Source organism: Bifidobacterium goeldii (genome assembly GCF_003951095.1).
Taxonomy (GTDB): domain Bacteria; phylum Actinomycetota; class Actinomycetes; order Actinomycetales; family Bifidobacteriaceae; genus Bifidobacterium; species Bifidobacterium goeldii.
The window spans coordinates 22,043-36,266 of sequence record NZ_QXGL01000004.1 but is presented as its reverse complement, the minus strand read 5'-3'; the positions used below and the strand labels follow the sequence as shown (position 1 = coordinate 36,266).

Annotated in this window: 13 protein-coding genes; 6 read left to right on the top strand and 7 right to left on the bottom strand. The window is 64.7% G+C overall.

Annotated elements, in window-relative coordinates:
- Positions 1-66 precede the first annotated feature (66 nt).
- The 5 genes from D2E25_RS06800 to D2E25_RS06780 form a co-directional block, all read right to left on the bottom strand.
- Positions 67-939 carry a carbohydrate ABC transporter permease gene (locus tag D2E25_RS06800; protein WP_100495472.1) on the bottom strand — a complete coding sequence of 291 codons (873 nt, stop codon included), beginning with the start codon at positions 937-939 and terminating at the stop codon, positions 67-69.
- A 2-nt stretch (positions 940-941) separates the two neighbouring features.
- A complete protein-coding gene (locus D2E25_RS06795) occupies positions 942-1,877 on the bottom strand; it encodes a carbohydrate ABC transporter permease (RefSeq protein ID WP_164514759.1) in 936 nt (311 codons plus the stop codon).
- Positions 1,878-1,887: 10 nt separating this feature from the next.
- The gene (locus D2E25_RS06790; RefSeq protein ID WP_204311310.1) at positions 1,888-3,198 is read right to left on the bottom strand and encodes a sugar ABC transporter substrate-binding protein; all 1,311 of its coding nucleotides are present in this window, start codon (positions 3,196-3,198) and stop codon (positions 1,888-1,890) included.
- 396 nt (positions 3,199-3,594) lie between these two features.
- Entirely contained in the window at positions 3,595-4,524 is a 930-nt protein-coding gene (locus D2E25_RS06785) for an ROK family protein (RefSeq protein ID WP_163194572.1), read from the bottom strand.
- 130 nt (positions 4,525-4,654) lie between these two features.
- Positions 4,655-5,773, bottom strand: a complete 1,119-nt coding sequence (locus D2E25_RS06780; protein WP_125981166.1) for an ROK family protein — start codon at positions 5,771-5,773, stop codon at positions 4,655-4,657.
- A 233-nt stretch (positions 5,774-6,006) separates the two neighbouring features.
- Here D2E25_RS06780 and D2E25_RS06775 point away from each other — a divergent pair, with 233 nt between their 5' ends.
- From D2E25_RS06775 to D2E25_RS06765, 3 genes are all read left to right on the top strand, one after another.
- Positions 6,007-7,332: an ABC transporter substrate-binding protein gene (locus D2E25_RS06775; protein WP_125981164.1), complete on the top strand. Its 1,326-nt coding sequence runs from the start codon at positions 6,007-6,009 to the stop codon at positions 7,330-7,332.
- A 517-nt stretch (positions 7,333-7,849) separates the two neighbouring features.
- On the top strand, positions 7,850-8,467 hold the full coding sequence (locus D2E25_RS06770; protein WP_125981161.1) for a DUF4192 family protein: 618 nt from the start codon (positions 7,850-7,852) through the stop codon (positions 8,465-8,467).
- Positions 8,468-8,555: 88 nt separating this feature from the next.
- A complete protein-coding gene (locus D2E25_RS06765) occupies positions 8,556-10,118 on the top strand; it encodes a ParB/RepB/Spo0J family partition protein (protein ID WP_125981159.1) in 1,563 nt (520 codons plus the stop codon).
- A gap of 118 nt (positions 10,119-10,236) precedes the next feature.
- Here the strand turns inward: D2E25_RS06765 and D2E25_RS06760 are convergent, their stop codons facing one another.
- Positions 10,237-10,569 (bottom strand): hypothetical protein, encoded by a 333-nt coding sequence (locus D2E25_RS06760; protein ID WP_125981157.1) that lies wholly within the window; start codon positions 10,567-10,569, stop codon positions 10,237-10,239.
- 28 nt (positions 10,570-10,597) lie between these two features.
- Positions 10,598-11,134, bottom strand: coding sequence for a hypothetical protein (locus tag D2E25_RS06755; RefSeq protein ID WP_125981155.1), 537 nt, complete (start codon positions 11,132-11,134; stop codon positions 10,598-10,600).
- A 259-nt stretch (positions 11,135-11,393) separates the two neighbouring features.
- Here D2E25_RS06755 and D2E25_RS06750 point away from each other — a divergent pair, with 259 nt between their 5' ends.
- From D2E25_RS06750 to D2E25_RS06740, 3 genes are read left to right on the top strand one after another with little or no spacing between them, the layout of a single operon-like run.
- A complete protein-coding gene (locus tag D2E25_RS06750) occupies positions 11,394-11,798 on the top strand; it encodes a MobC family plasmid mobilization relaxosome protein (protein WP_125981152.1) in 405 nt (134 codons plus the stop codon).
- Positions 11,789-13,240, top strand: coding sequence for a relaxase/mobilization nuclease domain-containing protein (locus tag D2E25_RS06745; RefSeq protein WP_125981150.1), 1,452 nt, complete (start codon positions 11,789-11,791; stop codon positions 13,238-13,240). The genes D2E25_RS06750 and D2E25_RS06745 overlap by 10 nt, the downstream gene beginning before the upstream one ends.
- Before the next feature lie 51 nt (positions 13,241-13,291).
- On the top strand, positions 13,292-14,194 hold the full coding sequence (locus tag D2E25_RS06740; protein ID WP_125981147.1) for a PcfB family protein: 903 nt from the start codon (positions 13,292-13,294) through the stop codon (positions 14,192-14,194).
- The last annotated feature ends 30 nt before the right edge of the window (positions 14,195-14,224 follow it).

Genomic DNA, 14,224 nt, shown 5'->3' with positions numbered 1-14,224 from the left:
GCGGCGCCGGAACCACTCGCGGAAATGGTCCCGGCGCCGCACGCATTGTTCATCGCTCCGTTTGTGTTATTTGACGGCTCCAGTGGTGACGCCCTTCATGATGTTGCGTTGAATGATCATGAAGAAGATCACGACGGGCAGGGAGAAGATGACGGATGCGGCCATCTGTCCGCCGAAGTCGGTGCCCATGGTGGGCGTGGAGAACGAGGAGAGCCATACGGGCAGCGTGTACTTGGACTGGTCCTTCATGAACGTGTAGGCGGTCATGTAGTCGTTCCAGGCGTTGATGAACGCGAACACGGACGTGGACACGATGCCGGGCGCGGCCAGGGGGAAGGTGATCTTCCACAGGATCTGCCAGTCGTTGGCTCCCTCGACGGCCGCGGACTCGAAGATGTCCTTCGGGATGTTCAGGAAGAAGCCGCGCATGTTCCAGATCGCGAACGGCAGGACCATGGCGATGTACGCGAGGATCAGGCCGCTGTACTTGTTGAGCAGGCCGAACTGGTTGAAGATGATGAACTGCGGGATGATGCCGCCCGAGGTCATCTGGATGGCCAGCACGAACACCATGATCGCCTTACGGCCGCGGAACCGGTAGAGGGTCAGGGCCGCGCACGCGAAGAACGCGAGGACGATCGACAGGACGATTGACACGGCGGTCACGATCACGCTGTTCTTCAGGTTCGTCAGGAACGAGGTCTGGGTGACGGCCACCATGAAGTTGTCGATCGACAGCTTCGCGGGCCAGAACACGGGAGTGGCGGTCATGATCTGGTTGCGCGGCTTGATCGACGTGACGAACATCCAGTAGACCGGGAAGATCCACACGATGCAGAACACGACGGCCAATACGATCGTGCCGATGCGGCGCAGCTCGGCCGATGCGCTGCGCTTGGCGCGCGGCGCGATGCCGTGGTTTGCGGTTGCCCTATTCATGGTCACAGGTCCTCCCCGGATTTGAGCAGGTAGCGGATGTACACGCTCGTCAGGGCGAGCAGGATGAGCGTGACTAGCACGCTCGCGGCGGCGCCGGTGCCGATGTCGAACGACACGAACGCCTTCTTGTAGGTGAAGATGCCGATCGTCGCGGTCGTCTCGCGGGGGCCTCCCTGGGAGACGAGCCAGATCTGGTTGAACACGTTGAAGTCCCAGATCACCGACAGCATCGTGATGACCATCAGGCTCGGCTTGATCAGCGGCACGGTGATCTGCCAGTAGCAGCGCAGCTTCGAACAGCCGTCCAGCTGGGCCGCTTCAAGGCAGGACTTGTCCACCTGCGTGGTCGCCGCGTACAGGTTGATCGCGATGTACGGGACGGCCTGCCAGACGACCAGCAGCCAGATCTCCAGGAACGCGAGCCACGTGTTGTCGGTCCACGACAGGTTCGTTACGTCGCCGAACAAATGGGTCTGGGTCAGCAGCCAGTTGACCACGCCGTACCCCGGCTGGAACAGCCACTTCCACACCACCGACGAGGCCACGTTCGGCATGGCCCACGCGAAGATCAGCACGAACGTGACCAGCCAGCGCATCACCGGCCCCAGCTTGGTCATCAGCTGGGCCACGCCCATGCCGATCAGCACGCTGCCGGCCACGAGCGCGGCAGCGAACCCGAACGTGCGGGCCAGCGACTTGTAGAACTCCGGGTCGGTCAGCACGTTCTCGTACTGGTCGAACCCGACGATGTTGAACGAGCCCGTGAACAGGGTCTTCTGGTTGAAGTCCGTGAACGACGTGAAGACCAGGAAGACCAACGGCACCACGACCAGCGCGACGATGATCACGCCGGCGGGCGTCAGCAGCCACAGGGGCGTCAGATTGCGACGCCGCTTCACCACGGGGACGGCGGCCGCCGTCGATTGCGCATTGCTCATCACGCTTCCCCTACTTCTTCGCGTACAGGGAGTCCGCATGCTCGTCGAACGACTTGGCCGCGGCCTTGGCCGTGGTCGCGCCGGTGGCGATGTCTCCGAAGCAGTTCAGGGAGCTGTCGTTCTCGATGGTCAGCCATTGCGGTGACGCCGGTGTGGCCTTGGTGTCCTTCGCTGATTCGAAGAAGCCGGTCAGGTAGGACGGGAAGTCCGCGGACTTCATGACCTCGTCGAGGCCTTCGACGTAGTTGGGCATCCATCCGTCCTTGGCGAACACGTAGTCCTTCTGGATCTCGGGGCTCGCGGCGATCTTGATCCACTTGAGCGCCAGCTCCTGGCGCTTGCTCTTCTGCGCGACGCCCCACACCGATCCGGCCATCATTGCCGGCTGGAGCTTGCCGCTGGCGCCGGGCATGGGGAACGATCCCAGATCGTCGGTCGTGAGGTCGGGGTTGTACTGCTGGATGGTGCGGATGCCGGCGCTGTTGTTCAGGATCGCACCGGTCTTGCCTTCGGCCAGCAGCTGGCTGAAATCGGGGTTGCCGGTGTCCAGCGAGCGGGATGCCTCGGAGGACCACTTGTGCTGGAATTCCAGCCATTGGTCGATGCCCTTGAGCGAGGCGTCGCTCGACAAGGTGCTCTTCCAGGTTCCGTCCGACTGCTGTTCGGCGAAATCGCCGCCGGCATCCCAGATCCACCGCGCCGCCGACTTCCAGTCACGCCCCGGCATATAGAACGGGGAGAAATCCTTGTCGGTGTTCGCATCCCGGAGCTTCTGGAGATCGGTCTCAAGCTCCTCGTACGTGCTCGGAGGATTGTCGATTCCGGCCGCGGACCACATCTTCTTGTTGTAGATCACGGCGCCGGCGGCTCCCAGCGCGGGAATGCCATACAGTCTGCCGTCGATGGTGGCGGGCTCCTCAAGGCCGGACAGCCAGGTGTGCCCCTGCCTCATGTCGTCGGCCTTGTCCGTCAGATCCAAAAGGCCGCCGCTCACGGCGAACCCTGCGACCTGCGTGTTGCCCAGATCGATCACGTCCGGCGGCGTGTCCGTGGACAGCGCGGTCGTCACCTTCGTATTGATATCGGCCCACACCTGGGTCTGCACATCGACCTTGACGCCCGTCTCCTTGGTGAACCGCTCGTTGATCGCCTTGATGGTGTCCTCGCTCTGGTCGCCCTGCATGATCCACACCGTCAGCTTGCCACCTGCGGACGCATCCTGCTGCGAGCCGCCGGACGGGGCTCCCATCGAGCATCCCGACAGGGTGAGCGCCGACGCGGCCGCCAAGGCGATGGCCGCTGAAATCCTCTTCGTTCTCATGATGGTTTCCTTTTCCTGGAATGCCTGCCCGACGCCGTCGTTCGGAGGAATGGCGCGACGTGCCGCTGCGCACGACGGTCCCGGGTCCGTATCCGCCCGCGCTGCCATGCGCGGGCGATGCCGCTACGGACGCCGTTGCCGACGTCCGTAGCGATACCGAGGAACATGACGCCACACCACTTCTGGGCATCGCGCCGCAGCAAGACCGGATATTTTGTTAGTAAGCCTTGCGTAATTCCTGTAGTTGGTTTCAACCTCCTTGAAAGCCAAGGATATGACGCCTTAACCTTTTTTGCAAGTCAGTCGAACAAAATAATGGATGTGGTGCACCCCGTCTGTCGGAGTTTAAGGAATCTGGTTTCGGCGCGCCGATGGTCCGTCGGCACCGGGGTCTGGTCAGCAGGCGATGAGGGACGCTCCGAGCGCGCCAATCGGAATCGACGCATCGGCGAGCCGCAGGCGTTCCGTCAGCCGCAGACCCGCGATGAATCCGCTGGAGGCCTCCCTGTTGCACAGTTCCCCGCGCAGCGCATCAAGCAACGGGGACCCGGCGCGGGAAACACCGCCTCCGATGACGATGACCGAAGGATCCGCGGCCTGGGCGACGATCTGCACGACGTCGGCGAGGGCATGCAGCGCGATGCCGAGAACCCGTTCCGCTTCGTCGTCGCCGCCGTCGGCCTTCGCGAGGATGTCGGGCAGCGGAGGATCCGCAACGGGCCACATGCGCCGCAGGCCCCCTCCCGAGCATGCGGTCTCCAGACATCCGCGCTGACCGCATTTGCACGCCATGCGGTTGGGGTCCACCGGCAGGTGGCCGATCTCCCCGAGGGCGCCAGTGTCGCCGCGTTCGACGAGACCGGCGCGGACGAAGCCGGCCGCCAGCCCCGTCCCCAGGTTGACGAACGCCATCCTGCCGTGCCTGAGCCGGTCGGGCAGCGTCCCATAGGCCCCCAGCGCCGCGGCGTTCACATCGTTGTCCACCCACACGGGAAGCCCCAGCATGCCGGATGCACGGCCTCCCAGCTCCAGGTTCTCGATTCCGAGATTGACCACATTCTCCACACGCCCGGTGTCGCGGTGCACCAGTCCGGGGATGCCGATGCCCACGGATCTCACCTCATCGAACCGCATTCCGGCCACCTGCCGCACGATGGCGACCACATCCTCCACGACCTCGTCGCCGCCTTTCCGGGCTGCCCTGCGCGCGGATGCGAGAACCGTGCCGGCCGCATCGGTCAGCACCGCCTCGATCTTCGTTCCTCCGACATCCACGCCGACGCGCAGGTTCTCTGTTTCCGGCATACCACTGGCATTCATCGTCATGACGATCTCCGTTCCCGAGGGCGGACTCCTGTTTCGTCCGCCCGCCATTATGTTCGGAATCCTTACATATTGGATCCGGGAAGCGATGATACACCACGCCACGCGCGCCCGGCGGCGGGGCGCACGTCCGTCAGGACGAGGCGGCCGCCGCGGACAGCCCGCGCCTGCCCACGATCTCGCGCAGCACGGAGACCGCCTGCCCGCGCAGGGTGGCGTCATCGCCGAGCTCGCACCGGCGCACCCGCATCTTGCTCTGATAGTCGTTCCGGGACAGGGCGTTGACGGTTTCGCTGCATGCGCCGAGCAGCGTCTCTCCGACGATATCGGGAGGCCCATAGACGGCGATGTCATGCAGGTTCAGCAGGCTCGCCGGCATCGCCAGCGCGCCGCCGAGCCTCGCGCCGGCCGTGGCCAAAATGTCCGCACGTCGATTCGGATCCCTGCGAATGCGGTCGCGCAACGCGATGGCGGAGACATAGGTCTCCAGACAGCCGCGCTTGCCGCAGGTGCACGCCGGGCCGGCAGGGTCGATCACGACATGGCCGATCTTGCCGGCCGCATGGTCGTCGCCCTCCACGAACTCGTCGTTGAGCAGCACCGAGGCGCCGACGCCCCGGGTGATCTGCACGAGCAGGCAGTTGGGATTGCCATGGCCGAGGAACCGGTCGGCCAGCAGGGCCGCATTGGCGTCGTTGTCCACGCGAACGGGCAGAGAGAACTCGCCTTCGAGCAGGTCGCGAAGTTCCACGTTGTCCCAGCCGAGATTGGAACTGGAAATCACTCTCCCCGAACCGGAGACCACGCCGGGTACGGCGACGCCGATGCCCACGAGCCCCGAACCGGCAAGCCGGATCATCTGACCGACGAGCGAAAGCACGTCGTCGAGATCGACCCGGTCGCCATCATCAAGCACACGTTCGCGACGCTCCACGATTCTGGCCCGCAGATCCATCACGGCGCCGGTCATCACATACGGGCGCGACAGATCGATGCACACCAGACGAAGCACGTCCGTATCGATGGCCAGCAAGGTGCCCGGCTTGCCGCGGCCATCCCGTTTCCCCGACCCCAGTTCACGTAGCAGGCCGTCGTCGATCATCTCGCCGGTCACATCCGTGGCGGTGGCGCGCGAGAGCCCCGTCTCCTTGCATAGGTCGGCGCGCGACAGTTGCCGGTCGGGGAACAGCAGCCGGAACAACAGTCTACGGTTGTTGGCCCTTGCGTCGCTGGGATTGGATTTAGCGTACATGGGAGCCCTCCTCGGGTGAGACGATTGCGGAAATGCGGAATCACATTATCGGGACGGACATCCCGGCGTCATCCTCGAACGGCTTTCAGAATAACACCCATCAGGGGACTGACAATATGAAAACCCCGGCACTTTGACAAGTTTCCCATCTCTGTACATAATCATGTTCGACATCCAAACAAAATAGTTGCGACATACGGCCAAAGACGGTCAAGCACGGAAAGAAGACCAACATGAACAACACCACACGCGCAGCCATAGCCACGGCCGCCATCGGAGCCCTGCTCATCCCGCTCGCGGGATGCGGCAACACGACCACAAGCTCGGGCAAGACCGAACTGACGGTATGGTCATGGGACGCCAGCATCGATCGCGCCGCCAAAAACTTCATGAAGGCCAACCCCGACATCACGGTGAAGGTGAGCAACGTCGGCAGCACCGAGGAGACCTACACCGCGCTCAACAACGCGGCCCAGGCCGGCAACGGCCTGCCCGACGTCACCCTGATCGAATACCTCGCCATCCCGCAGTTCGTGCACTCCGGCACGCTCATGGACCTGAGCAAGATCTACGACACCGTCAAGCTCAAGAAGACGTTCACCCCCGGCACATGGAACTCCGTGAACATCAACGGCGGCCTGTACGCAATGCCCGCCGACTCGGGCCCCATGGCCTACTTCTACGACAAGGACGTGTTCGACAAAGCCGGCATCAGCGAACCACCGACCACCTGGGACGAGTTCTACGAGGACGCGAAGAAGATCCGCGCCACCGGCTCCTACATCACCTCCGACTCCGGCGACGCGGGCCTGTTCAACGCGATGATGTGGGCCATGAGCGGCCACGCCTACAAACTCAACGACGAAAAACTGACCATCAATATCACCAAGGACAAGGGCGCCCAGCGGTTCATGAACCTCTGGCAGAAGATGCGCGACGAAGACCTCATCGACGTCCACACGAAGACCTGGACCGACGACTGGATGAAGTCACTGGGCGACGGCTCCATCGCCAGCCTCATCAGCGGCGCATGGATGGCCAACAACCTCCTGCAGGGCGTGCCCCAAGCCACCGGCAAATTCCGCGTAGCCCTCCTGCCCACCATTGACGGCACGCCCATCAACGGCGAATACGGCGGCAGCGGCCTGGCCATCACCAAGAAGATCCCCGACGGCAAACTCGACGCCGCCAAGAAGTTCGTCGAATACGTCACCACCAACGACGAAGGCATCGACGCCCGCGTATCCAACGGCAGCTTCCCCGCCACCACCAAGACCCTCAACCAGAAGGACTTCCTCGCCAAGACCACGCTCAGAAACGCCGACGGCAGCGACAACGAGTTCTTCGGCGGCCAGAAATACAACGAGGTCTTCTCCCAGGCCGCCAAGGACGTCACCGGCAAATGGGAGTTCCTGCCCTTCGAACCCTACGCCCGCTCCATCTACAACGACAATATGGGATCATTCTTCTCCGGCAAGGAGACTTTCAAGGCTGCCGCTGACAAGTGGCAAAAGGCGCTGAAACTCTACGCCGAAGATCAAGGTTTCACCGTTCAATAATCATCTACGGCGAGCGTGGCGGTATCTTCCGCCGACACGAGTAAGCACTCTGCCCCGTCTCCTTCCGGGCAGGGTGCTTTTTACGTTCCGAATGTCGTTCCATAGACAATCATGGCCGGGATTTGTGCCCGGCACCGAAACGGCGACCTTGCCGATTGCGAAGAGAATGCTCCAGGCGGGGCTGTTCGACATACTCTCCGCAATCGGCGCGGGAACGCGGCCCCGGGTCATGCGCTGCGCGCATGACCGTGTTGTCTGGCCGCTCGCATGCTCGCGGCGGTGGGCCGCGCGGAATCTGACGAGGGGTTTGCGGCCACCACCAGCATGCCATGCGCTCCGTCTGTGTTCCCTGCGCCGTGTCCCGCGCCGCTCCCGTGCCTGCGCTGCGACGGCGGACCAGCATGCCGTCTTCGCTACGGCCCGGATCGTCACGGTCCACGCCTCCGGTCTCTCCGCCTGCGCGCATGGCAGGCGGGTGGTGTCCGAAATGGAAACCACACGGAAAGGACCGATGGACATGAACGACATGGTGGACACCCGCACGGCGGGAACCGGACTGGCGAAGCGCGTACGCGACGGGTTCCTTCAGGACCGGCGTGAACTTGGGCCGGCGGAAGCGACCGACAAGTGGTTCGCGCCCCTGATGGACAGGTGGAACGGCCTGCTGTCGCGCGACGAGGGCGGTTTCTCCCATGAGGAGCGCGTCACGCTGGCGGTGCTGATGACCGAGTGCCTGAGCATGCGGGACGCGCTGATACTCGCATCTTTGCGCGAAATGGGCGGCGGTGAACTGCACATGCTGTACGCCCAGCCGCATTCGATGGAGTCGGCGGCCGTGGTCATGCGCGAACTGTCACGGGCGTTCAAGGACGCCGCCTATCAGCCGGACACGCGACGCGGGGAACGCGCGACGGCGTTGCTGGAATCGGTGACGGCCGACGCTCCGGACGGATACAAGGCACAGCCGATGGCGTCGTGCGCGTACCTGCTGTGGATGGCCGACCGTTCGACCGCCGCCGCGGTGCGCGCGCTCAAGGCCTTGGCCTTGGACGACGACTGCTCGCTGGCATCCCTCGTGCTCGCGGCCAGCGAACACGGCATCCGCCCCGCGTGGACGGAACGCCGCCGCCACTGAGCGTTGGCCGTGGATTCATCTGGTGGGGGCTTCCGATTCCGGAAGCCCCAGCCAATCCCCAATCATCCGTTTTTTCAAGGAGACAATCATGGAAACCGCAATCATCGAACGTCCCGTAGCGACCGACGAAGACATGGAGGAATCGAACATCGTCATGCTGGACGTGGGACTTATCGACCCGAACCCCGCGAACCCGCGCCGCGACGTGGGCGATGTGTCGGAACTCGCGGATTCGATACGCGCGCAGGGCATCCGGCAGAACCTGCTCGTCACTCCCACGCCGCAGGGACGCTACCTGCTCGTCATCGGGCATCGCCGCCTCGCCGCCGCCAAACTCGCCGGATTGAGCCGGGTGCCCGCCGTGGTGGCCGATTTGTCGGAACGGGAGCAACGCGAGCTCATGCTCGTGGAGAACAGCCAGCGCGCCGACCTGACCGTCATCGAGGAGGCCGACGGCTATCAGGGGCTTCTCGATTTGGGCGTGGGTGTGGACGAGGCGGCACAACGCACCGGCCGTTCCGCGTCATTGGTGCGCCGACGCTTGAAGATAGCCGCCATCGGCGAGAACGCGCGAAGCAAGGCCGGAACAGCCCAGCTGAGCATCGACGACTGGGAGACCATCGCCGACTTCGACCGGCATCCAGACCTTCAGGAACGGCTCGCCGAGGCGGCGGGCGGCAAGAACTGGAACATGGCCGTCAAGCACGCCCGGCAGGAGCGAACATGGCGCGAATGGCTCGACACGGCGCGAGCCGAATTGGAACGCATGGGCATCGATGCGGCCGACGAACAGCCGAACACGGACAACTGGTATGACTCGCCAAAGGGATTGCGTCGCACCACGATGCTGACCACGGGCGACATCGCCAAGGCCATCGACGCATGGCGCGACTCCCATGACGGAGCCACGCCCGTCGTGGGGGTGCGGGCCGAAGGCGCGTCATGGGCGCGCGGCATCGCCCTGTACGAAACCGTGGACGAGGAGGCTGAGACCGCGGCCCGCGAGGCGCGTGAGGCGCGTTGGCGCGAGGAACGGGAACGCGAGGAACGCGAGACGGCACCGGCCAAGGAGTTCGCGCGGGCAAGCCGTGATTTGCGCATCGCGTTCGTGACGCATCTCATGGAACTGAAATCCCAGCCGAAGGGCATCGGCAAAGCCGTCGCCATGCTGTCCGCAAGATTCGCGCTCGATACGCTCACCGAGGGATTCGACCATTGGAATAGCAACGCCGAGGAAATCTGGGAGCAAATCACCGGCATCGGCACGGCGGGCGGCGGCGACGCCGATGATGCAAAGCCGGAGGACGAGGCCGAAGACCCGTTACGCGAGTCCGTCACCGCGATGATTGCCGGCGACCCGCAACGGGCCGCGTTCGGACTGCTCTACGCCTTGGCCGAAGAGCGCGTCAGTTGGGAAACGTGGCGTGACGCGGCGACCATCGCGGAACACGCCGCACCGTTGTACGAGGCGTTGGAAACATTCGGCTACCGCACCTCGGACACGGAAGTCGAAGCCCTCAACGGCTCTCTCGTACCAATCGATGACGACGACAATGGCGAGGATACCGGCATAGGGCAGGACAGCGAACCGGACGACGCTGGGGCGTCGCAAGCCGACGACGCATCCGGCGAGCCGGAAGACGCCGAATAAGCGACGGACGGGGGCGGAACCGGAATACGGGTTCCGCCCCCATTCCGGGCGCGAATGGCGAAACGTGACGGCGCATGCGCGCCCGCGCCTTCCGGAGCCAAGCGGCGGCGGGTGACGTTCAGCCGTGGCGGGAGGAACGTCGTCGGAGCCGCGCGTCGCACCAATCCATGAGCATGCTCGCAAGCACGGCCGTGAGAAACGCGGCGACGATCAACGCGAACGAGCCGTCCAATGCCGGAGCGTCCGAGCCGGCGAGGAAATGCATGAGCAGGAACGCCAGCATAAGCAATCCCGACAGCATGGCGAATGCCGTGAACACGGAGTTCGCGAGGAACACCACGAGCCGCAACGGGTGCGCGAGCAGGGCAAGGCACGAGGCCACGCCACGCATCAGCATGCGTATCACGCCCGTCGCCAGCGACAGGCCAAGCATCACCAGCAGCATCGGCATCGCCGTCACCTCCCGTATGTAGCCAATGTCATCCAGCGTAGCCGCCAGGACGCGGGAAACCGAATCGCAATCCCTCCGGGTCCAATCCAATCGAACCGGATTCTCCGGCGTCACCGGCATCGGCCGCATTCGCCGTTGCGGCGTTGCCTTCCGTCAGGACAATCTCCGGCGTATCGACGGCGGATGCCGGTCGGCCGTCGGATTCGAGGGACGAATCCTCGCCATCATGGATTTCGCCGTGACTATCGGCGGGATTGGCCTGCCCGTAGTCGGGCGTGACGGCATGGAACGCCATGCCCGTCTCCCTTGGCTCCATCCTGAGCGTGCGCACGAGCTGGGCGCGAGGCATGTGATGGTCGTCGCAGAACGATTGGGCGGCGTCACGGAATCGTTCCGCGGCCCAGCGCATGTCGTCCAGCAGGATACCCAAACGCGACAGTTCGCCGCGTTTGCGCCGAAGCGCCTCCAACTCGGCATCCAATGCGTTGTCGGCGATGGCGCGCATCGCCCGGTTGCGTTCCCTCGGCTTCGCCATGACGGTCTCCTCACGGTGATTGTTCTTCACTGTCCCGCATCGTAGAACGACGCCGGCAATGATGCCGGCGGACACGAAACGGAACCGGCGTCGGCATGCGAAACGTGACCTGAAGTCCGCCGCGCATGGCGTGGCTCCCAGGCGAAACTGACCGGTGCTGCAACCATCCCCTCCCCGGAGGGGCGGTTGGTGTGTAGCAAGCATCGCCGGTGTACGTACACCGGCGCGGCCCCGCGAAGCTCGGGGCCGATCGCGGGACAACCGTGGAACCCGATATGAGGAGGCGTCGATGGGTTGGAAAGGCAACCGTTCCAGGACGATCCGCAAGGCGGTCACGTTCAGCGAGGAGGAATGGCGGTGGGTGGCGGACTCGCTCAAAGTGGAGAACCGTCAGCGCATCCAGGCCGGGCTCAGGCCCGTGGGATGGATGGCGTTCGCCCGCAACCGGATCAGATGCGCCCACCGCGTCAACATCACCGTGCCCGCGAACCTGCATGACGTGAGCGCCCAACTGGCGAGGATCGGCAACAACGTCAACCAGATCGCCCGTCACGCGAACACCACGCGGGAGACGGACCTGGCCATGCTCTCGCGCGTGTTCGACGAGCTGCGCCAGGCGGAACGGCTGGTCGCGGGCCTGAGCATCCGGGTGGAGACCGACGTTGATCCCAAAGGGGTGCCCGAATGGCTGTAGTCAAGATCGGCAAGATCAAAAGCACGCTCGTTCGCAGCATCGTCTACGTGACGAACCCGGCCAAGACCGACGGCTACCGGTGGGCCTCGACCACCGTCGGCGATGACATCACGGACGCCGAGTCCATCGCCCGCGGCTTCGAACGTGCGTTGGACGCCACGAAAGGCGGCTCACGCCGGCAGGGTGCCGTGTTGGCGCTGCATGTGATCCAATCGTTCGATCCCACCGACCAGGTCACGCCCCGATTGGCGCATCTGATTGGGGAACGGTTCGTCCGGGAGATCACCGGAGGCACGCACGACTACGTGATCGCCACCCACACCGACAGGTCCCACATGCACAACCACATCCTCATCTGCCCGGCAGACCGGATCACGGGCAAGGCCCTGCGTCTGAGGAAAGGAACCCTGGGCGAATGGCGGAAGATCAGCGACCGGCTGTGCCGCGAATACGGGCTTCACACCCTCATGCCGGAACAGTCCGGGCGCGTGGCCCCGTCGATCGGGGAACTCCACCTGAGCGCCAGAGGCGGCAACATCAAGGACCAGCTGCGCACCAGCATCGACACGGCCTGCATGAACGCCCATGACTTCGCGGGCTTCCGCCGCGAACTCGCGACGCTCGGCGTCAACGCGACCGTGCGCGGCGGACGCATCACCTACACGCCATGCGGGCAGACCCGCGGAATCCGAGACCGGCGACTGGGCGTGGCATACAACATGCTCGCCATCATGGGCAAAATCCACCGGCGCACGCTCAGCGAGATCACCTTCCACGAGGCCATGATCGCCCGTCGGACGGATACGGCGGTGACCGTTCGGGTGCCCGGCACGCACGGACGCCTGCACCTGACCATACCGTGCGACCGGCTCGTGCGCGACGGAAGGATCTGGCACGCCTACCTGTCCGACGACGTCAGACAGGTGCTCACCGACGAGAACGGCGGCTATGCACGTTCAACGGACTGCGAGGGCCTGTACGCATGGTTCGCGCGGCCCACGCTGCGACTGGAGGACTACTGCCGTCAACGGTTCGACGGCCAGGACCTGACCGGCGTGAACGGACGCGCGCTGCGTCAGGCAATCGCCTGCGACCGGCTCGCCGACAGCCTGCGCGAGCTCAAGGTGCTCGCCCAGGTCATCGACGAAGGCGACGGCCGGCTGGCGACGCTCGGCCGACTCACCGACTCCGTCGAACGCAACGCGAAGCACATGCGCGCCCTGATCGCGCTCATCGCCGACAACCATGATCAGGGAGCCGACGCCACGGGACTGGAGGCCCAGCTCGCCATCGAGGAGCAGGAGACCCGTGGCCTGGCCTCCGACGCCCTCGCCCTGCGCCGGCTCATCGCCCGCACCACGCCAACCGCCGAACGCTCCGACGGCGCACGGCGCGAACAACGCCGCGATGACGGGCATCGTGTCCGCCGCAGGAACCGGTGAGCCGGCGGAAGCTGGAACGCAACGAACCACGACGGATGACGGGAGAATCCCATGGCGGCCGAGGACCAGGCACAGGAACTCATGATGCGCGTCAGCGAGCAAGGCACGCGCGTCATCATCGACGTGACCAAATACGGGCTCGACAAGGCGCTGCACCTGCTCGGCATCGGCGTGCATGCCACCGGCGAGACATTACGGCAGATCAGGACCACCGGCAAGGTGGACGGCAAAACCCTGCATCGCACCGGCGAGCCGATCAACGTGCAGGAAGTCACCGGACGATACGCCCGACAGCTCGAACACGACCTGAAAAAGGCCGGCATCACCTTCCACATCGAGCACGACCGCGACACCGGCCGCACCTTCCTCCACTTCCAAGGCAAGGACGCCGACGAGGTCAACCACGTCGTCTCACGCATCGTCGAACGCCTCAACCGGGAACTCGCCCGGCAGGAGACCGCCACGACTCCCGAACCCGGCGACGCCGACCCCGCACGGCCGGCCACGGAGACAATGCCGACACCGGAACGAGAGGAGCCGAACCCGTTCCTCGAACCCTCCGACGACGCGCTGCGCCTCGCCTTCGACGCCGAATCGCCATCGAACGGCCGGTTCGACTTCCGCACGGTGCCCTGGGACCGCGACGCCGCGATCATCACCGACCAGCTCGACCGGCTCCACATACCCCACCACACGCAACGGGTCGCCGACGACACGGTGCGCTTCACCTACCCGGCCGGCCAGGCCAGACGCATCGCCGACACTATCGAAACCCTGACCGCACGCTCACGGGGCCTGGACTGGAACCGCATGGACATCCCCGCCCCGGACGGCGGCGTGCGCCGCCCCAAAACCAAGCAGCAGACCCTGAACGACATCCGCACGCGGGCCGGCAAACGCATCGAAGGCCAACGCCGCACCGCGCCCTCGAAGCAACGCGCCCGCACCCGGTGAACGGATGCGCGACGACCATGACCGGAAAGG

Coding starts and splice junctions, on each gene's coding strand:
- D2E25_RS06800 (WP_100495472.1), bottom strand. CDS start 939: ATGAATAGGGCAACCGCAAACCACGGCATCGCGCCGCGCGCCAAGCGC.
- D2E25_RS06795 (WP_164514759.1), bottom strand. CDS start 1,877: ATGAGCAATGCGCAATCGACGGCGGCCGCCGTCCCCGTGGTGAAGCGG.
- D2E25_RS06790 (WP_204311310.1), bottom strand. CDS start 3,198: ATGAGAACGAAGAGGATTTCAGCGGCCATCGCCTTGGCGGCCGCGTCG.
- D2E25_RS06785 (WP_163194572.1), bottom strand. CDS start 4,524: ATGACGATGAATGCCAGTGGTATGCCGGAAACAGAGAACCTGCGCGTC.
- D2E25_RS06780 (WP_125981166.1), bottom strand. CDS start 5,773: ATGTACGCTAAATCCAATCCCAGCGACGCAAGGGCCAACAACCGTAGA.
- D2E25_RS06775 (WP_125981164.1), top strand. CDS start 6,007: ATGAACAACACCACACGCGCAGCCATAGCCACGGCCGCCATCGGAGCC.
- D2E25_RS06770 (WP_125981161.1), top strand. CDS start 7,850: ATGAACGACATGGTGGACACCCGCACGGCGGGAACCGGACTGGCGAAG.
- D2E25_RS06765 (WP_125981159.1), top strand. CDS start 8,556: ATGGAAACCGCAATCATCGAACGTCCCGTAGCGACCGACGAAGACATG.
- D2E25_RS06760 (WP_125981157.1), bottom strand. CDS start 10,569: ATGCCGATGCTGCTGGTGATGCTTGGCCTGTCGCTGGCGACGGGCGTG.
- D2E25_RS06750 (WP_125981152.1), top strand. CDS start 11,394: ATGGGTTGGAAAGGCAACCGTTCCAGGACGATCCGCAAGGCGGTCACG.
- D2E25_RS06745 (WP_125981150.1), top strand. CDS start 11,789: ATGGCTGTAGTCAAGATCGGCAAGATCAAAAGCACGCTCGTTCGCAGC.
- D2E25_RS06740 (WP_125981147.1), top strand. CDS start 13,292: ATGGCGGCCGAGGACCAGGCACAGGAACTCATGATGCGCGTCAGCGAG.